The sequence below is a fragment of the Colwellia sp. E150_009 genome (assembly GCF_053543955.1).
This window is the reverse complement of record NZ_JBHFOM010000019.1, coordinates 1-18912: the sequence shown is the minus strand read 5'-3', so window position 1 is coordinate 18912 and position 18912 is coordinate 1. Positions and strand designations below refer to the sequence as shown.

17 protein-coding genes are annotated in these 18912 nt (G+C 36.8%); 10 read left to right on the top strand and 7 right to left on the bottom strand.

Translation table 11 applies throughout. The annotated features are described in order from the left end of the window. Nucleotides 1–10: 10 nt before the first annotated feature. Nucleotides 11–253 (bottom strand): SlyX family protein, encoded by a 243-nt coding sequence (locus tag ACE1OF_RS10185; protein WP_448894255.1) that lies wholly within the window; start codon nt 251–253, stop codon nt 11–13. A 20-nt stretch (nt 254–273) separates the two neighbouring features. Continuing rightward, the gene (locus ACE1OF_RS10180; RefSeq protein ID WP_448894254.1) at nt 274–1296 is read right to left on the bottom strand and encodes a WD40 repeat domain-containing protein; all 1023 of its coding nucleotides are present in this window, start codon (nt 1294–1296) and stop codon (nt 274–276) included. 175 nt (nt 1297–1471) lie between these two features. Between ACE1OF_RS10180 and ACE1OF_RS10175 the strand changes: the two genes are divergently transcribed. From ACE1OF_RS10175 to ACE1OF_RS10155, 5 genes are all read left to right on the top strand, one after another. After that, nucleotides 1472–2242 carry an FKBP-type peptidyl-prolyl cis-trans isomerase gene (locus ACE1OF_RS10175; RefSeq protein WP_448894252.1) on the top strand — a complete coding sequence of 257 codons (771 nt, stop codon included), beginning with the start codon at nt 1472–1474 and terminating at the stop codon, nt 2240–2242. 200 nt (nt 2243–2442) lie between these two features. Further along, a complete protein-coding gene (locus ACE1OF_RS10170) occupies nt 2443–3690 on the top strand; it encodes a glycosyltransferase (protein WP_448894251.1) in 1248 nt (415 codons plus the stop codon). A 91-nt stretch (nt 3691–3781) separates the two neighbouring features. Beyond that, nucleotides 3782–3940, top strand: a complete 159-nt coding sequence (locus tag ACE1OF_RS10165; protein ID WP_448894250.1) for a hypothetical protein — start codon at nt 3782–3784, stop codon at nt 3938–3940. A 392-nt stretch (nt 3941–4332) separates the two neighbouring features. Then, the gene (locus ACE1OF_RS10160; protein ID WP_448894249.1) at nt 4333–5070 is read left to right on the top strand and encodes a hypothetical protein; all 738 of its coding nucleotides are present in this window, start codon (nt 4333–4335) and stop codon (nt 5068–5070) included. Nucleotides 5071–5641: 571 nt separating this feature from the next. Continuing rightward, nucleotides 5642–6109, top strand: coding sequence for an OsmC family protein (locus tag ACE1OF_RS10155; RefSeq protein ID WP_448894248.1), 468 nt, complete (start codon nt 5642–5644; stop codon nt 6107–6109). A gap of 71 nt (nt 6110–6180) precedes the next feature. Here the strand turns inward: ACE1OF_RS10155 and ACE1OF_RS10150 are convergent, their stop codons facing one another. Both ACE1OF_RS10150 and ACE1OF_RS10145 read right to left on the bottom strand, forming a co-directional pair. Then, entirely contained in the window at nt 6181–7077 is an 897-nt protein-coding gene (locus tag ACE1OF_RS10150) for a S1/P1 nuclease (protein WP_448894247.1), read from the bottom strand. Between the two features lie 12 nt (nt 7078–7089). Further along, nucleotides 7090–7566: an acyl-CoA thioesterase gene (locus ACE1OF_RS10145; RefSeq protein ID WP_448894246.1), complete on the bottom strand. Its 477-nt coding sequence runs from the start codon at nt 7564–7566 to the stop codon at nt 7090–7092. Between the two features lie 631 nt (nt 7567–8197). Between ACE1OF_RS10145 and hemE the strand changes: the two genes are divergently transcribed. Beyond that, a complete protein-coding gene (hemE, locus tag ACE1OF_RS10140) occupies nt 8198–9265 on the top strand; it encodes a uroporphyrinogen decarboxylase (protein WP_448894245.1) in 1068 nt (355 codons plus the stop codon). Between the two features lie 86 nt (nt 9266–9351). On the opposite strand, the gene metJ is transcribed toward hemE, so the two are convergent. Next, complete coding sequence (gene metJ / locus ACE1OF_RS10135; RefSeq protein WP_448894244.1) at nt 9352–9681, bottom strand: met regulon transcriptional regulator MetJ; 330 nt, start codon at nt 9679–9681, stop codon at nt 9352–9354. A 254-nt stretch (nt 9682–9935) separates the two neighbouring features. On the opposite strand from metJ, the gene metB reads away from it, so the two are divergent. From metB to ACE1OF_RS10115, 4 genes are all read left to right on the top strand, one after another. Continuing rightward, a complete protein-coding gene (metB, locus tag ACE1OF_RS10130) occupies nt 9936–11105 on the top strand; it encodes a cystathionine gamma-synthase (RefSeq protein WP_448894243.1) in 1170 nt (389 codons plus the stop codon). A gap of 48 nt (nt 11106–11153) precedes the next feature. After that, nucleotides 11154–13592 (top strand): bifunctional aspartate kinase/homoserine dehydrogenase II, encoded by a 2439-nt coding sequence (gene metL / locus ACE1OF_RS10125; RefSeq protein WP_448894242.1) that lies wholly within the window; start codon nt 11154–11156, stop codon nt 13590–13592. Then, nucleotides 13592–14482 (top strand): methylenetetrahydrofolate reductase, encoded by an 891-nt coding sequence (gene metF / locus ACE1OF_RS10120; protein WP_448894241.1) that lies wholly within the window; start codon nt 13592–13594, stop codon nt 14480–14482. The genes metL and metF overlap by 1 nt, the downstream gene beginning before the upstream one ends. Nucleotides 14483–14648: 166 nt before the next feature. Continuing rightward, nucleotides 14649–16016 carry a hypothetical protein gene (locus tag ACE1OF_RS10115; RefSeq protein ID WP_448894240.1) on the top strand — a complete coding sequence of 456 codons (1368 nt, stop codon included), beginning with the start codon at nt 14649–14651 and terminating at the stop codon, nt 16014–16016. A gap of 92 nt (nt 16017–16108) precedes the next feature. Here ACE1OF_RS10115 and ACE1OF_RS10110 read toward each other — a convergent pair whose 3' ends face one another. Further along, the gene (locus tag ACE1OF_RS10110) at nt 16109–18235 is read right to left on the bottom strand and encodes a TonB-dependent receptor family protein (RefSeq protein WP_448894239.1); all 2127 of its coding nucleotides are present in this window, start codon (nt 18233–18235) and stop codon (nt 16109–16111) included. 15 nt (nt 18236–18250) lie between these two features. After that, on the bottom strand, nt 18251–18691 hold the full coding sequence (locus tag ACE1OF_RS10105) for a CopD family copper resistance protein (RefSeq protein WP_448894238.1): 441 nt from the start codon (nt 18689–18691) through the stop codon (nt 18251–18253). Between the last annotated feature and the right edge of the window lie 221 nt (nt 18692–18912).

Genomic DNA, 18912 nt, shown 5'->3' with positions numbered 1-18912 from the left:
TGTTGGTATATTAATAATGTGGTGGTGGTGGTTCAACGTCATCTTTTCCTGATGATAAACTACCTGCGTCCTTTAAACGATTAGCCACCAATTGAATTTGCGCTTTTAATTCCGCAATTTGCGTTTGGTGCACTGCTAATTCTTCACTGAGTTGTTCAATAACATCATCTTGAAATAGGTTTCGTGACTCAAGCATATTAATGCGTTCTTCAAGTACTTGAATATTGTTGTCTGTTGGTATTATTGATGTCATTTAATTTGTTTTAGTTCAGCCTAGTTAGGAAGTTGCCAAAGCTCAGTATAACCAGAAGAGCTTTCAGTTAACAGGGTGTTATTATCGCTAAAAGCGACGCTATACACAACTGCGCCTGTAGGTATTTTGGCTTCTTTTGCTGTAACATGCCAGCTAGCGGTGCGTTCGCCTGTGGCAATATTCCAAATACTTACCTTACTACTGGCTGCACCAGTGACTAGCGTTTTTCCGTCAGGAGAAAAGCGAACAGAACTAAATACCTCATGGCGTTTAGTTCCTTTAAGAGTAGTGATTAGCTTACCTGTTTTTAAATCCCAAATATGTGCTGATTTCATGCTGTCTGCAGAAAAAGCAAAACGACCAAGTGGGTCTAAAGCCACTTTAGATACCCTTGAAGAGTGGTTAAATTGATAGATCACTTGTCCAGATTTTGTATCCCAAACATACGCAATAAAGTCATTACCGCCTGACATAGCGACTCTGCCGTTAGGCATCATATCAACGGTGTTAATTTTTTCTTTGTGCCCTAAAAACTCTAAACGTCTTCCTGTATCTACAGTAACATGAAGTACAGTACCATTGCCTTTGCCGATAAGTAAGTAATCACCATTGTTACTTATGGCAATGTCACGAATGTTAGACTCTCGTACTTTCCAATAACCTTCAGAGTGCCCAGTTTTTATATTCCATAACGCAAAGTTTTCTCTACTTGCCGTCAATGCATGGCTGTTGTTATTGCTTATATCAATGGCGAGTACTAAATTATCACTGCTTTCTTGCTGTTGAGACCATCGATAAACCAGTGCATTTTTATCTAAATTCCAGGCACTAATACCGTGGTTTATCGATGAGCTAACACTCCATTTACCATCATTAGAAATATCAGCAGCATAACTGCCTTCTATTGCATGTTGATAACGTTGCAGTGGCTTGCCTGCTGAAGGGGTACAAGCTTGTAAAAATAATATTGCTAACAAGCTTGCTGCTGGTAAGATTATAGCAGTTAAACAGTGTTTTTTAGTCTTTGAAAAATTAAGCAACATATTAATACTTTTTTATTGGCGCATTTATCGTTAGTATAAGACGTTTTTTTAAATTGTTTAACTTTATCTTTGATTTACTTGCTTATTAATAAGCAGAAGGTTCAACAGAAAGCAAAAACAAACATAATAGATGGATTGGGGGATTCTCCAATTGTGATTTTTTACGGAGAAATGAATGAAATTTTTTAAACCCACTTTAGTTGCTGTTGCATTATTAGCTGTTACTGGTTGTCAAGAAGGCGCTAAAAAAGAAGAAGAGAAAGCACCAGTATTAGAAGAACAAATTCAAAAACAAGCGTATGGTTTAGGTGCGTCAATTGGCATGTACATGCAACGTAACTTAGAAGAGCATGACAAGCTAGGTTTGATGTTAGATAAAGAATTAATTGTACGCGGCTTTGTTGATAGTATTAATGACAAGTCAGTGATTGAAAAAGAAGAAATCAAAGCATTGATGATGAGTCTTGATGAGACGATGAAAGCCAAACAACAAGAACTAGCGCTAAAAGAATCAGAAGCTAGTTTAGCTGAAGGTCAAAAGTTCTTAGAAGAAAACGCTAAAAAAGAAGGCGTAAAGGTTACTGAATCAGGTATTCAATATGTTGTGCTTACCGCAGCTGAAGGTGATAAACCAGCGGCTACAGATACCGTAAAAGTGCATTATAAAGGGACTTTTTTAAATGGTGAAACGTTTGACAGTTCATACGATCGTGGCGAACCAGCTGTATTCCCTTTAAACCGTGTAATTAGTGGTTGGACTGAAGGCGTACAATTAATGTCAGTAGGTTCAAAATACAAATTCACTATTCCTTCTGATTTAGCCTACGGACCAAATGGTAACCCACCACGTATTCCTGGTAATTCAGTGTTAGAATTTGAAATTGAATTACTAGAAATTCAAAAAAGTGAACCAGCACCACAAGTAGGTGGCGAAGCTGAAAAATAAACGATATTTATTTTCTTCAGTGTAAACTGAGCGACATGTAAATAGCTTAGAATTTTTAAAGAATTGAAAACGCCATTGCGATGATATCATCACAATGGCTTTTTTATGCTCCACATTCACTCATTGTATACATAGGCTATATCTCTGTGCCATGAAAGGTAAGAGCGTGTATAATCGCTTTTATTTCATTTTGCATTTATATGAAAACACTTCTTATTATCGGTTATGTTTGGCCGGAGCCTAACTCTTCTGCGGCCGGTAGTCGTATGTTGCAGCTTATTGCATTTTTTCAACAACAGAGTTATCAAGTAACTTTTGCTAGCCCAGCGCAGCGAACAGAGCATATGGTTGACTTAGCTGAGCTCAATGTTAATAGTGTCGATATAAGCCTTAATTGTTCAAGTTTTGATGAATTCATCAGTGAGTTAAAGCCTGATGTAGTGATGTTCGATCGTTTTATGATGGAAGAACAGTTTGGTTGGCGTGTAAGTGAACAATGTCCAGAAGCCTTAAGGATTTTAGATACAGAGGATTTATTTTGTTTGCGCCATGCAAGGCATGATGCTTATAAAAAAAATGCTGAGATGACAGAAGCGGATCTACTTAAGTCTGACCTACTTAGTTCTGACTTAGCTAAACGAGAAGTTGCCGCTATTTTTAGATCAGACATCACCTTAATGATTTCTCCTAAAGAAGTTGAATTATTAATTGATTTATTCAAGGTGGATATAAGTTTGTTGCATTATTTTCCTTTTGTTTTTAATCAACAACAACTTGAACAAACCAATCTGAGTTATGAGCAACGACAGGGTTTTATTTCTATTGGTAATTTTCGTCACCCGCCCAACTGGGATTCAGTGTTATGGTTGAAACAACACATTTGGCCTCTTATTCGCAAGCAATTGCCAAAAGCTGAAATTTACATTTGCGGTGCCTATCCTCCACCTAAAGCAACTGATTTACATGATGAAAAGTCTGGATTTATCGTCAAAGGTTGGGTTGACGATGCATTCAATGCTATGCAGTCAGCACGGGTTTGTTTAGCGCCGTTACGTTTTGGTGCGGGTATAAAAGGAAAGTTAGCTGATGCTATGCTGTGCTCAACGCCGTCGGTCACCACTAATATCGGTATTGAAGGCATGCAAACACCATTGCCTTGGGCTGGCGAGGTCGCTAATGATGCCGAAAGCATTGCCAATGCAGCCGTTAAACTTTATCAAAATGCTGATGCTTGGCAATATGCCAGCGAACTAGGTCAGCAAAATGCACAATTGTTATTTGAACAACATCAGCATGTTACTTCATTTTCAACTCGCTTAACGCACGTGCTAACAAATTTAGCAGCACACAGACAAAGCAACTTTATTGGCAGTATGCTCAATCACCATCACCATAAAAGCACTAAATACATGTCACAATGGATAGAGGCAAAGAATAAACTTTCTTAATATTGTTTTTTTGGTAGAATAATTAGGCAATTTGTTGAGTAGATAGCAAATCGAATCAGAAAGAACGCAACGGAATTTAAAGGATTAATACATGGAAGCACTACCTAGTACACAAAATAAAGCAATACATATAGTTGAGAAGCAGATGCCTGTAGACCAACTCATCATGATAATGTACAACTCACCCTCTGAAAACACATACAAACATTTTAAAATGGTTAATTCCCATATTAAAAATGGCATTGTGTAATACCAAGTTGATTAAGTTCTTTCCCACTCAGCGAGAATTAAAAGGCTTAGAGGCAAGGCATTGATTGAAGAGAATGGTTGTTCCCTTGTCAAAATCAATAACGCCGCATATAAGCCTTTTAAACTCGCCCTTTGGGAGCTCATTAGCAAACTGATAACATCGCAAAATTGAAGAAATATAGAATAACTATGTTTAATCAATTTTCCTTGTTCTAAGCTCGCTAATGAAGCTCTGAGTTGGGAAGAAATTTAATCAAATTGGTATAAGTAGGGCAAGTTGTTTTACTGTCTCCTGCGGATGCGCAACAATGTACCATTGAGGAAGCTGAGTTTTTAAAAGTTGCTAAAGCAGTAGACTTAACCCTGTTAAAACTGAGTAATTCAGAAAAGCAATTGCTTGTAAATAGATATGAGTTTTTCTCAAATATCGCGAGTTACAATGGCTTGCTGTTAGGCGTAAGTAATACGGCGTGGAAAGCGCATACAGCGCAAGTTAAATCTATTTTGAAAGAGATAGAACGCACTTATGTTGCTAGTTACAAATCAACGGGTAATTTGCATAATCGAAACTTTTTTACTCAACGTAAAATTCAATTTACCCGATTAGATGCTGCGCTAAGTCGTTTTTCACAACCCGCTCTAGGTGGAAAACTTGTATCTGGTGATATTCGTAGTAATTTAGGCTTAAGCAGTAAAAGTATCATTCATCAATGGAGCAAGCAAGGCAGTAATATCACTACCATCCCCAATTTTCACAAAAACTATGCAGCGGTAGCAGAAATGTCGCGTAACCTAAAACGTGTAGGTCATTTAGGTATCGCGCTCACAGGGGGTGATGCTGTCGCTAACATTCAAAAAGCTTGTACTGTTAGTGATACTGCTACGTGTAATAAGGCTAAGTATACTGAAACAGGTAAAGCTGCGGGTAGTATTGGTGGTGGATCTTTTGGAGGCTTACTTGCTTATGCTGGTTGTAGTATTGTATTTAGTGCACCAAGTGCAGGAAGCAGTCTTTTTTGGTGCTCTTTAATCGTAGGTGCTGGTACTGGTTTTGTCGGTGGTAAATATGGTGGTTCTGGAGGGGAATATTTAGGTGAAGAGATTTATAAATCAAAGAGTATGATGCGTTGATACTGAGCAATTTAAATTTGACAATTCAAATATCACTCTTCTTGTTTTGCGCAGGAATATGTTTGCTTATTGTTAGTGTATTACTTTTGATTTTTATAAAAAACAAATGGCTAGCCATGGTCGAGAATATTATTGATGATAGCCACTATTCCTTTTCATCGAATATATTTTCGGCAGGTTTGGGGATTTCACGCTATGCGCTAATATTTCAGTTTCACTGGCATGCAAAGCGCTGTGATAGATTAAAACAAAAAGATAAAGTGCCTAAAGAAGTCCAAAGATTATTTATTGCTAGCAATATTATACAGTTATTGGGTTTTATTACCTTTTTTAGCAGCATAATTATAATTAATATTTATAAATAATTCACATTCACGAGCATTTTGGCAACTAAGTATTTCAAAATTGTTAATTTCATATTAAAAATGAGATTGTTCAGGTTACATTATTGCACCTTGCGGCGTTTTTTATAAAGTGTATGATTTGTAAGTAACTTTGCTTATAAGGGCTAAAAAGCGTTTCTGTTATTATGCCCCGTTATTCTTTCAATGATTTGTAGCAAGGAGTTAAAATGTCAGAGTATTTTGCCAAAATTAATTGGGCTAGAGGCGCTAATGAAAATTATGTCGATAATAAGTATAGCCGTGGTCATCAGTGGATTTTCGATGGTGGTGTAACGGTGCAAGCTTCGTCTTCACCGCACGTTGTTCCTTTACCTTATTCTGTTGAAGCAAATGTAGATCCAGAAGAAGCTTTCGTTGCCTCTTTATCTAGTTGTCACATGCTATTCTTTTTGTCGATTGCAGCCAAAAGAAGGTATGTGGTTGATGCCTATGTTGATGATGCGGTAGGTATAATGGAAAAAGATGATAACGGTAAAATATCCATGACTAAAGTGACCCTTAAACCACATGTGCAATTTGCGGGTGATAAAAAACCGACATTGGAACAGCTAGAAAAAATGCACCATCAATCGCATGAACAATGTTTCATTGCTAATTCAGTGAAAACTCAAATAATTACAGAGATTATTCTCTAAAAACTTGATTGAGGGGTGTAGCCGACATATTAAGTGTCGGCCAACTCGAATGTGCACGGGACATTTGGAAGCTATAAAGATGCTTCTAATACTTTGGTTAACCGTTGTGCGGCTTGTAATAGTCTTTGCTCCATTATCGGTTGAAATTCATCTAAATAATGTTTGGGCAATTTAATATTACCTTTAGGTTTTTCACAACGATTCTCACTGGTTAACTGACAATAGTTGAAGCTAGGTTGTGTTGTTATTTGGAATGATTCATTAGCCCATTGCCACACTTGTTTAGCTTGCCAACTTGGTTGAGAGGACTGCTTCCATTTTGAACGTAGCAATTCTAACCATTTTCTTTTGCTATTTTTTTCTTTATAAAAAATACATTCATCCCAATACCAATGTAAATTGCCACATTTCGTATCGTAATGCGAAAATTTAATTTTATTGCCTCCCTTGTCATCAGCAAAGCTAATGTGCAAAGGTTGGTGGATGTCACCGAGCCAATGACCTAAAAACAGTAATGATTGTATTTTTTGCCATTCCCTCTCTCTGTTTGACTCAGCTTTTTCTGGTTTTACCAAGCGTTTTTGATGCGTTAATATCGCTTGAGGTAAACAGTTGTTGCTACACTCATTCACACTAATATGTGTGTTTGAACGCGGCACATTTAAATAATGCCATGCGCTGTAGGGCCTGTATTCTTCTATACGTTTAATTGCATCAGCCCAAGTACAAGCATTATCGAATGTTATTGGTTTATCCTTTTTTTTATAATTAAAATGATTAATTAAATGTTGGTGTTGTGCAGGAATAGCATTAAGTAGATGCGTGATTTTATCTTGATTCACGCTTGATAGGTGTTCAAAGGCTAATTGACAAACTATTTGATGGCCTAGTTTACCCATGGCATAACTTGGCTTGCACACGGAAACAATAATAAAAAATACAGTAATAGCTATGTATTTCACCATCATTAATAACTCCTTTTATTCAACAAAAATTTGCATTTCTTCGCCAATTTGTTTGCGCATTTCCATTAATTTTAAAGCACTATCATGTTGTCTTTTGTCTTCTTCTGTTTCAGGAACCCATTTAGGAATACGCTCAGGTTGACCGTTTTGATCCACTGCCACCATTATTACTATACAGTGAGTCGTTATTCGACGGTTTAATGATTTAGGATCACATGCATTAACCTCTAAGGCAATATGCATTGATGAGCTTCCCGTGTAGATCACCTTCGCCTCTACTTCTACTAAGCTACCAACATGAATAGGTGCAACAAAACGAATGCCACCTGCATAGGCGGTTACACAATAACGACCACTCCAACCTGCGGCACAGGCATAAGCGGCTAAGTCTATCCACTTCATTACGGCACCTCCGTGAACTTTGCCGCCAAAATTAACATCTTGTGGTTCAGCTAAAAATCGTAAAGTTATGTCACGTTGTGGGGTATTCATTGTAAGTTCTCTTGAAGTGTTATATTAAAGGGAATTTATATGGTTAATTGATGATTAGCAAATATTTCTACTAAGCCCATTATGTTATTTCTCAGTCAGGGGGAAATAACAGACGTAGAGCTGAGCGATTCTTGTCTTGTTTATATAGGGTCAGTTGATCTTTGCTGATTATTTTTTGTTATTGAAAATAAAAAAGCCTTTCTCAAAGAGAAAGGCCTGAAATGCTCGCTTTATGGTCTTGTTAATCAAGATTCTTATTATTTATATGCAGAAGTATTTTTATTATTAATCAGTGCTTCTTTGTTTCGCAGGTATTTTATAGCAAAGCAATTTCACCACTGCAACAACTTTAATAGAGTATAAACTCGACGATTTTCTTCGTAGTTGGTTTATTTTAACTTTAATTCTAGCTAAGTAACTGATTGTTACATAAATTGACAATATCAAACAAAATGTAACAAAATAGAAATCTTTTTTTTATGTTAGGGTCTTTATCATGAATATAAAGGAATTGATTTGGCGCATGGATTCATAATACTGCCAGTGTTAGAATATGCGCCATAAACTGCTTGTTATGTTAGTAATTGAAAATGAGCACAAGTAGACGATGAGTGAACGAGAGGATTTATTGGTGACCGAATTAAAAAATGATAACTATTTACGTGCGTTGTTAAAACAGCCAGTAGATTACACCCCAGTTTGGATGATGAGACAAGCTGGCCGCTATTTACCTGAATATCGTGCAGTACGTAAAGATGCAGGTGACTTTATGTCAGTATGTCGTGATGCTGACCTAGCCTGTGAAGTGACTATTCAGCCACTACGTCGTTTTCCGCTTGATGCAGCCATTTTATTTAGCGATATATTAACGATTCCTGATGCGATGGGGTTAGGTTTATATTTTGAAACAGGGGAGGGGCCGAAATTTGAACGACCTATTACCTGTAAAGCTGATGTAGATAAAATTGGCATGCCTGACCCTGAAGTTGAATTACAATATGTTATGAACGCAGTTCGTACTATTAAAAAAGAGCTTAATGGCAGTGTACCATTAATTGGTTTTTCTGGTAGTCCTTGGACGCTTGCAACCTATATGGTTGAAGGCGGTAGCTCAAAAAGTTTTACAAAAGTAAAAAAAATGATGTTTGCAGAGCCACAAACTCTACATTTATTACTTGATAAATTAGCTGATTCAGTTATTTCATATTTAAATGCACAAATTGCTGCTGGCGCACAATCGGTGATGGTTTTTGATACTTGGGGTGGCGTATTATCACCACGTGATTATAAAGAATTTTCTCTACAATATATGCACAAAATTGTTGATGGCTTAACAAGGCATAATGATGGTAGACAGGTACCTGTTACATTGTTTACTAAAAATGGTGGTATGTGGTTAGAAGATATTGCTGCAACTGGTTGTGATGCGGTTGGGCTTGATTGGACTATTGATATTGATAATGCCAAAGCCCGCGTTGGTGATAAAGTGGCATTACAAGGTAATATGGACCCTTCTATGTTATATGCACCATTACCGCGAATTGAACAAGAAGTGGAAAAAATATTGGCAGGTTTTGGTCACGGTGGTACAGGGCACGTATTCAACTTAGGTCATGGTATTCATCCTGATGTGAATCCTGAACATGCAGGGCATTTTATTGAGTCTGTACATCGCTTAAGTAAACCATACCACAAATAAAATTTACTAGAATTAGTATAATTTACGCGTAAAAAAGTAGCGAGTTAATGTACACTTGCTACTTTTTATATATTCACTATTTGTTGTTAGTCTTCGTCTATATCATAGGCACTAAAATCAGTAATACCTTTTTCTTCTAATATGCGGCGGACACTAGCAGGTAATTTTTCATCATTATCTTTAGCCAAATCCTCATCATCAGGTAAAGGTTGGCCAGTAAATGCATGTAAAAAGGCTTCGCACAACAATTCACTATTAGTTGCATGGCGTAAATTATTTACTTGGCGTCTAGTACGTTCATCGGTTAATACTTTCAATACACGTAAAGGAATTGAGACTGTAATTTTTTTTACTTGCTCACTTTTCTTACCATGCTCGGCATAGGGATTAATATATTCGTCATTCCACTGAGCCATGTAAATTCCTCTGTTACTATTGTTGTTTAAATTGATTTCATTACTGACGATTACTTTTTGATTATGAAAATAAATTGACCAGCATATAATTTTTAATTCTTTATAATGCAATTCTACTGGTTGCAGAAAATCAGTCAAGTAGAAGTTTAGATGTCTAAAAAATCTTGACCTAAATAGCTAAAGTGTTTAGAGTTATAGACGTCCAAACATCCAAATAAATTTAATACGTTTGTTAATGAGAAAAAGGAATAAAAATGTCAACTGCTAAGATCACTAATATTACCACATCGGCAGTGCGCGCTGGTATTAATACTGATACGCATCATGGTGCTGTTGTTGCTCCTATACATTTATCTAGCACTTTCTCATTGAAAGGATTTAATGACAAACGAGAGTTTGATTATTCTCGTACAGGTAATCCAACACGCGCATTATTTGGCCAAGCTATTGCTGATTTAGAACAAGGAAGTGTTGGTGTGGTTACTAGCACGGGAATGTCGTCAGTATTGCTGCTTTGTCAGCTGTTATCAGCTGATGATTTAGTTGTTATTCCACATGATTGTTACGGTGGGAGTTTCCGCCTATTCACTCACTTAGCAAAGCGTGATCAATTTAAACTCGTTATAGTTGATCAAAATGATCAAGATGCGTTAACAAAAGCATTAGCAAAAAAACCTAAGTTAGTCTTATTAGAAAGCCCAAGTAATCCTTTATTACGTTTGGTAGATATAGAAGAAGTAACGAAACTTTGCCATGATGTTGGCGCGTTAGTGGCTGTTGATAATACCTTTTTATCTCCAGCTATACAGCAGCCATTAACTTTAGGCGCAGATATAGTTTTTCATTCCACCACTAAATACATTAATGGTCACAGCGATATTGTTGGGGGTGTTTTAGTAGCCAAAGAGCAGTCATTAGGTGAAGAATTAGCGTGGTGGGCAAATTGCATTGGTATTACAGGCAGTGCTTTTGATAGTTTCTTAGCTTTACGTGGTTTGAAAACTTTACCTGTGCGCATTAAACAACATCAACAAAATGCAGCACAAGTGGCTGAGTTTTTAAAAGATCATCCGGCAATTGACGCGTTATATTACCCGGGTCTAAAAGAACACCCTGACCATGATATTGCCAAAAAACAACAAGCAGGTTTTGGTGCTATGTTAAGCTTTGATATTAAAGGTGGTGTTGAATCAGTGAAAAAGCTATTTGCTAATTTAACACTATTTACCTTGGCGCAGTCTCTCGGTGGTGTAGAAAGTTTAATTTGTCACCCATCAACTATGACTCATGCGGGTATGGAAGAAAGTGCGCGACTTGAAGCGGGCATCAGCGAGTCATTAATAAGAGTTTCCGTAGGTATTGAAGACATTAATGACATTTTAGCAGATTTAGCTTACGGCTTAGAACAAAGTCAAATTTGCTAGGTTTATTTTTAGCTAAGCTACCACTACTACTATTTTATAGAATAAAAAATGACAGAATTACAGACACCAAAAAATAAATTAGAAAAGCATGCTATCAATGTTCATAAGTTTGGCGGTAGCTCGTTAGCTAATGCACAATGTATTGAACGTGTTTTGGAGATAATTCGTCAAAATTGTCAGTTAAATGATATTGTTGTTGTTTCTGCTAATGGCAAAACCACGGATTATTTATTTACGCTGCTTAATCTCGCGGAAGAGGGAGATTTTAACGAGTCTTTAGCTGAATTACAGGCGCAGCAATCAACCCTAATTAGTGAAATATTAAACAAAAATAACGCAAAGCAATTAACACAGCTGTTATTAAAAGACATCGTTCAGTTAACGCAATGGTTATCTAGTGATTTTGTTCAACACAGAAATGATATTTTAGCGTTTGGTGAGCTATGGTCAGCTCGGTTACTCTCAGCTTTACTTAACGAAAAAATTTGCCCCAGTAACGCCATTGACGCTCGCGATTTTTTGGTGATTGATAACGAACAATCTTGCACAGTTGATCATGCGTTAAGTAGTGCCCAGCTTAAAACACATTTACAGTTTGGAAAATTAGCGGTAATTACTGGTTATATAAGTCAAGATTCTCGAGGAAAAACCTGTACTTTGGGCCGCAATGGTAGTGATTATTCTGCTACCATTATGGCGTCATTAGTGGGCGCTTTTAATGTTACCTTGTGGACAGACGTTGATGGGATCTATAGCGCAGACCCTCGTGTTGTTCCTAATGCGAGAAAACTACATCGCTTACCTAATGGTGTAGCTAAAGAATTGGGTCGACTTGGTAACCCTGTGTTACATTCAAAAACATTAACCCCATTAGTTAACGAAAGCTTGTCTCATCATTGTCATTTGCATGTAGCGAGTAGCTTTGATGCGAAAGTATCGGGTACTGAAATTGGTAAATTTGGCCATATTGCCAAACAAGAACTGTCAGTTACGTATTTGAATGATCTTATATTAGCGCAATCAGCTAGTTTTCTTGGAGATAAAGCGGACCGAGTTTTGAACGAGTTTTTTCCTATTTGTGCTGATATTGAACAAGGCTTTGTTGTTATAAATCAATCACAGCAAAAGGATCTGAGTCAATGGCTAGCTAGTCATGATGTAGAGGTAACTTTTAAACCTATTGCCATTATTGCTGCTGTTGGTTATAACGTTGCACAGCGGGGTGATGTTAAGGCTCGTTTTAAACGTTCATTAAAAAGTGCGCAGCCATTGTGTATAGTAAACAGTAACAATAATCACAGTGTTATTGCTCTTTTATCCGAGCCATGTAGCACTGAGTTATTGAATAATGTGCACCATGATATTGTTAAAGACTCGCGTCATATTGGCTTGGTAATTGCTGGGTTAGGTAATATTGGCGAACGCTTTATTGAATTATTACCCGCGCAATTAAATCGTATTTATGCCTTAGAAAATATATATTTGGTGGGTTTGCTTTCATCGAAAAAAGCCTTGATTAATAATGACGGTATTGATGTCAATCAGGCGTTAACATTATTTAAACAAGATGCCCAACCGTATGATTATGAGCAATTGTTGTCGTGGTTAAGTAACCATCCTTATGATGATTTAATTGTTGTTGATATTACGCCAAGTGAAGAGTTTAGCTTACTTTATCAAGACTTTTTCAAACAAGGAATTCATGTTATTGGTGCCAATAAGTGGGCCGCATCGTCCACAACTGAATATTACAATCAGTTAGTAAATACCGCGGACAAACATCAGAGTTTGTGGTTGGGTAATACGACTGTTGGTGCAGGTTTACCGATAAATTATGCCATAGCTGATCTTAATAATAGTGGTGATACCATTACTGCGATTGCAGGAATTTTTTCAGGAACATTATCTTGGCTATTTGAAACATATGACGGTTCAGTTGCTTTTTCTACGTTACTCTTAAGTGCCCTAAAACAAGGTATTACCGAACCAGATCCACGTGAAGATTTATCGGGTCGTGATGTACAACGTAAATTACTTATTTTAGCGCGCATGGCAGGCTTTGAATTATCGTTGGACGATATTGAGTGCATTAATTTAGTGCCCGAGCCATTGCAGAACGTGAGTAAAGATGAATTTTTGGCAAGAGCCAATGAATTAGATGATTACTTTGCCACAGCTTTAGCAAGTGCCAACAGACAAGCATGTTGTATACGTTATGTTGCGCGCTTAAATGTTAATAACTTAGGCAAGATTCAAGCTAAGGTTAGTTTAGAAGTATTGCCAAATGGTGATGCATTTGCCAATTTGACACCTTGTGACAATATTTTTCAAATTAGCAGCTATTGGTATCAAGAAAACCCATTAATTATACGTGGTCCTGGCGCAGGACGAGATGTTACTGCGGGCGGGCTACATTCAGATCTAGTGAACATTTGTCAGCAATTAGCTCACAAGCACAACCAAGTTAAAATAAAGGGGATAAACTAATGAGTTACAGCCATGCAAGACAAGTGGAAGCATTAAATCGAAGTCTAAGTGAAATCAGCAAAGACGTGCAGGTATCATTTGAATTTTTTCCACCTAACACGCCAGAAATGGAAACAACACTGTGGAATTCAATAGAGCGCTTAGCGCCGTTAAAGCCTAACTTTGTCTCGGTAACCTATGGTGCAGGCTCTGGAACCCGCGATAGAACACATGACATAATTAAGCGTATTCAACAAGATACTGCTTTACTTGCTGCGCCACATTTAACGTGTATTGATGCAAACCGCGAAGAGTTAGTACAAATAGCCAAAGATTATTGGGCAAGTGGTGTACGCCATATTGTTGCATTACGGGGCGATCTGCCTAATAGTGATGAAAAACCTTCTATGTATGCTTCAGATTTGGTTGAACTATTACGTGACGTGGCAGACTTTGATATTTCGGTAGCTGCTTACCCAGAAGGGCACCCTGAAGCGCCTAACCCACAGTTTGATTTACTTAACTTGAAACGTAAAATTGATGCGGGCGCTAATCGTGCCATCAGCCAATTTTTCTTTGATATTGAATCTTATTTACGATTTAGAGACCGCTGTGTAACTGTTGGTATAGATGTTGAAATTATTCCAGGAATTTTACCGGTAACTAACTATAAAATGCTGGAGCGTTTTGCTGGTTTAACCAATGTTCATGTACCTAGTTGGATGCCTAAAATGTATGAGGGCTTGGAAGATGATGAAATGACACGTCGCATGGTTGGAGCAAATATTGCTATGGAACAAGTTAAAGTACTTAACCGAGAAGGGGTTAAAAACTTCCATTTTTATACATTAAATAGAGCAGAATTAACTTATGCGTTATGTCACACTTTAGGTATACGTCCACAAAAATAAGTCATAAATATTGTTTATAATACAAACTAAAAGATAGAAGGCATAAGGAAATGCCTTTGAAAAATTAATATTCATTAACTATTGCTATTCTATTGTTCATCTTGATTAGTTCTATTTTTTCTAGCATTATGGTATTTATTTCTTTAAATAAATAATTCGCAAATAAATGGCTAAAGCGCATAAGCATCAAACCCACTATACTCGTCAAACTCAGGTTTTAGTTTCAAAAATCTATGGGCGGAGTGTACATAACGATTCAGTACTTGATAATGCGATTAAGTATTATGAACATCATGAGTTTGTTGCCTCAGATGCTAAGATAACCCCTGAAAGTGAAACCTTAAATAAGTTACAACAAAAAGAACGTTACAATCATCTACTTGCTGTTTGCAATGAAATAATTGAATTGGCTGAAGGGGATACCTTTGAAGAAAGTAATCGGAAATCTGCTCAGTTGCTTGGTACTATTCAATTGCTTAGCCCTACCGAAGGTAAGAAAGTTGCCGAAAATAACGAGCAATGTAAAGCATTATATAAAGCAATATTAAGTTTACGATTACTTGATAGATTATTGTTAACAAATGGAATAAATGAACCCTATATTCTGAAAGTATTAACAGAACTTGAAGGAAAGTCGTTTATGGAACTTGATACGGATGCTCGTCTTCGTTTTACTGAGCTTGTTAAAATTCCACTTGTTATGGCTGCCTTATTGCAAGATATTGGGCATAATCATGCTCAAGCACAAACGATTTTACGTGGCGCTGATGGTAACCTAGACCCACATAGAACTTTACCAATAGAAGATAGAAAAAAATTATTACAAATTAATCATAAACACACACTTGATTACATCTCAAACGGTATTGGCATTCCCAGTTATAACGGAAACTCTAAAGCTGATCGAACTCGTTTCATAGTAGACGAGCAACTAAAGCATCGATTTGTAAAAGTATTAATAAAAAGTAGCTTTAATGCGAAACAAGGGGTTGGTAACTTGTTAAAGGTTCCTCAAATTTATGTGTCTATTATTTTATCGACTAAAGATAGCTATAATTATAAAGTGTTACCTAAAGTATTTCAGGTATTAAATAAAAATGCTGAATTAGGCGCATGCTCGCAAAAAGTGGTTGATGTACTCTATCAAATTACTGGCATGTTCCCTCAAGGTTACGGTGTTATCTATATGCCAGAAGATGAAGTTGGTCAGCTTGCAGATTGTTATGAGTACGCTATTGTTAATAGGCTTTATCCTCACAACCCTGAGCAGCCTTTATGTAGAATTGCGACACGTAAACTAACTTTCATTGGTTATGGTCATAATATTGAAGTAAAGAAACAAAATAATTTATATTTTCCTCATATGGCAAAGAAAATAGCTAAGTTAAGTAAAGAACGTCTTAATGAAATTCTTGAATTGTTAGCCTCAAATTACCAAGAAAGACAACAGCTTGATTTATTGCCAAGATGTTGGCACGCCAATGAGTTCTTTTCTGTGAAAGCACATCAAAAGTTATGGAATAGAAGCGACTGATATTTCATATCTCAAGTTCGATTATTTAAGATGGGAGGAAAGAGAACCTCCCATTTTGCTTTATTAAATGGTATCAGAGTATTAAATCAACATTAGAAACTATAATTAATACCTATTGAAGCTGTCGTACCAAAACCAGGTAAAAAACTAGGCTGTTGTTCAGCAGAAAACCCACGAATAACATACGATGTTTGGTAAGTCTCATCAGTTAGATTTTGCCCATCAAAGTATATTTTTAATTGCTTATTTACTTGATATGCCATTTGCAATGATAGCAAGGTATATGAATCTTGAAACTGATTATTAGCATGGTCGATAGGTGTATCATCAATCTGCCACTTAACGCTTGGCGCAATATAAAAATCTCCCATTTGGTAACGTAATTCAAATTGCGCCATATGCTCTGGAATTCCTGCAATTTGGTTGTTGTTATATTCGCCGCCATCAAAATAAAAATCACTATAATTGTACACAAGTTTGCTTGATAAATTATCTCCTTGTGCCAGTATGTCAGTGCCAATGCCTTGTATTATTTCTAACTCAAGCCCTTGATGCACAGTACCTTCTTGGTAATTGCTAGTTTGACCATTGACAGCAAAGTCGTTAACAATAGAAATGAGTTCATTATCAACATTACTGCGGTATAAGGCTAAACTCCATTGTGTTTTATTAATTGTTCCGCTACTGCCAATTTCGATAGTAGTAGAGTCTTGGGAGTCTAAGTTATTGATTTTAATTGCTGATATTTCTGCATTTGCAGGGCTAACACTAGCTGAAACAAGCTCCCAATAGGTTGGAGCTTCACTGGTTTTACTAACATTTGCAAAAAAACGAATAGTATCAGATAACTGATAAATTACCCCAAGTTTAGGATTAATGTTGTCATAGCTTTGGTCTTGATCATAACCATTGCCTGTTCTGTCGCTGATATTTCGGGTTGAATTGACAATTTGAGCGCCAGAAATTAGTTGCCAATTATCTGCCAGTTGCGCTTGCCATTGAGCTGCTAATATCACATTGTTAGCATCAAAATCGAGATCGCCAAATGTATGTAATCTACTACCATCTATAGGACTATTAGCTATATAGGCGCGGCTCATATCACTTGTGTTGGCGCTAATAGAGATAAAAAAATCATCACTTTCACTAATGTAACTTCCTTGAGTAGAAAAAGCGTATTCAAAACCTAAATCTTTGCTTTCTGTAGCACTGTGGAGAAGAGGATCAGTAAAAACGTCATCGACCTCTTGGTAAACAATATTCACTTCATGCATACTGTTTTCATGACTTATTCGTGTTTTATTTGCGATACGATTAAGTTGAGAATCACGATGAGGTTTGCGATTATAAACATTTAATAAACTATCTTGTGGGGTATTTCCATCACCCATAACTAGCTGGGGGTTTTCTAATGCGCGTGCTTTGGGTACCACAAAGGGAATTTGAAAATAACTGTCACTCAATTGAATAAACGTTCGATTACTGATTGCATCTGTTATATTGAAACCAACATTACCTGACAAACTTTTACGATCAGATTCACTAAAGTTGCGGTACCCATCTGCGCTGTCAGTGCCAATATTCAGGTAATAATCATACGCTTTACTATCACCAGCCAATTGTGCGCTAGCCCCTATTCTATTATCGCTACCATATTCTAAACGAAGACTAGAGTCGGCTGTAGCTCCATTTTTGCTGATCATATTGAGAGCGCCACCTAGTGTAGTTGCCCCATATCTCAAGCCATTAGCGCCACGATAAACGGTTATTATTTCAGCAGGTTTTGGATCTAAAAAGCCAATAATAAAACTGCCATCTGCTTGGTTCAGTGGCATGCCATCATTTAACAGCGCTACCCCGCGATTTACAGGATTTCCCTGTAAGCCAGAACCTCGAATATTTAATCTAGGTTGATCATTGCCGCCGAAAAAGCTTTGCATAATAATGCCTGGCTCAAAGCCAAGCGCATCTTGCAATGTTGCTTGTCGTGCAGGTAATTTGGCAATATCAATTAAATTGGTCGCGCCAGCTATTTTTTTCAGCTCAGCACTTGCTTCATCACGAGTTGGAAAAGCACGCTGGGCTTTTTGAGCCCAAACTTCAATGTGCTCATCAGCATTTTTTGTTTTGTTATTTTTATCTATTTCATCAGCGAATAACGTATTACTAAGTAGGGCTGCCGTTAGACAGAGTGTTAAATATGAGGGTTTAATAAACATAATTTTTCCTTTGAGTTACCAAGAAATGTAAAACATATTTTTTGCCAACAACACAATGAGTATTTGATGAGAAAAAACACTTAAATGAATGAATTTAAAGCGACTGCAGCTCATTTTTCCTGTGCGAGATAGGTACATAGCAGTAAAAAAATGCCCCAATACGCTAAAAGCCAGTACCATTTTTATGCAAAGCAAAATACCAAATGAAGAAGACAACATATTTTCAAAATGTGGAAAATGACTGTATGCCATTGCTAAACCTGAAAGAAATAGGAAAGCTAGAACAAATGGCATGATTTGTCGGGCACGTGAAGTTATACCTTCTTGAAGTAATAACATGGTATCAGCGGGTATTTTTTTTCGAATAGACTCTAAAAAAATAACTTCAAAAAAAACGACACCAATAAAAGCAATTGCTGCAAAGATATGGATTGTAATTAAAATAGGATAGGACATGGACGGTATACCTTATTTGTTAAGTGAATAAAATTGATTAAGAAAGTGCTCTCTTTCGGCAATGTTTGTAGTGTTGTGCACAGTGAGTTTGGTGGAGGCCCGCTTTTTTTTTTTTTCAAAAAAAAACGGCCGCCCACCCAACAACACATGGTTTCTCCAGGGAACCACAAAAAAAACAGTCTTTTCCTGTGTTCGAAAAAAAACCCACACCTTGATTAAGT

What these genes read in the sequence shown, in the direction of transcription:
- ACE1OF_RS10165 (WP_448894250.1), top strand. Translation starts at nt 3,782, where the DNA reads ATGGAAGCACTACCTAGTACACAAAATAAAGCAATACATATAGTTGAG.
- metB (WP_448894243.1), top strand. Translation starts at nt 9,936, where the DNA reads ATGTCAACTGCTAAGATCACTAATATTACCACATCGGCAGTGCGCGCT.
- ACE1OF_RS10180 (WP_448894254.1), bottom strand. Translation starts at nt 1,296, where the DNA reads ATGTTGCTTAATTTTTCAAAGACTAAAAAACACTGTTTAACTGCTATA.
- ACE1OF_RS10155 (WP_448894248.1), top strand. Translation starts at nt 5,642, where the DNA reads ATGTCAGAGTATTTTGCCAAAATTAATTGGGCTAGAGGCGCTAATGAA.
- ACE1OF_RS10105 (WP_448894238.1), bottom strand. Translation starts at nt 18,691, where the DNA reads ATGTCCTATCCTATTTTAATTACAATCCATATCTTTGCAGCAATTGCT.
- metF (WP_448894241.1), top strand. Translation starts at nt 13,592, where the DNA reads ATGAGTTACAGCCATGCAAGACAAGTGGAAGCATTAAATCGAAGTCTA.
- ACE1OF_RS10145 (WP_448894246.1), bottom strand. Translation starts at nt 7,566, where the DNA reads ATGAATACCCCACAACGTGACATAACTTTACGATTTTTAGCTGAACCA.
- metL (WP_448894242.1), top strand. Translation starts at nt 11,154, where the DNA reads ATGACAGAATTACAGACACCAAAAAATAAATTAGAAAAGCATGCTATC.
- ACE1OF_RS10110 (WP_448894239.1), bottom strand. Translation starts at nt 18,235, where the DNA reads ATGTTTATTAAACCCTCATATTTAACACTCTGTCTAACGGCAGCCCTA.
- ACE1OF_RS10185 (WP_448894255.1), bottom strand. Translation starts at nt 253, where the DNA reads ATGACATCAATAATACCAACAGACAACAATATTCAAGTACTTGAAGAA.
- ACE1OF_RS10150 (WP_448894247.1), bottom strand. Translation starts at nt 7,077, where the DNA reads ATGATGGTGAAATACATAGCTATTACTGTATTTTTTATTATTGTTTCC.
- metJ (WP_448894244.1), bottom strand. Translation starts at nt 9,681, where the DNA reads ATGGCTCAGTGGAATGACGAATATATTAATCCCTATGCCGAGCATGGT.
- ACE1OF_RS10115 (WP_448894240.1), top strand. Translation starts at nt 14,649, where the DNA reads ATGGCTAAAGCGCATAAGCATCAAACCCACTATACTCGTCAAACTCAG.
- ACE1OF_RS10175 (WP_448894252.1), top strand. Translation starts at nt 1,472, where the DNA reads ATGAAATTTTTTAAACCCACTTTAGTTGCTGTTGCATTATTAGCTGTT.
- ACE1OF_RS10170 (WP_448894251.1), top strand. Translation starts at nt 2,443, where the DNA reads ATGAAAACACTTCTTATTATCGGTTATGTTTGGCCGGAGCCTAACTCT.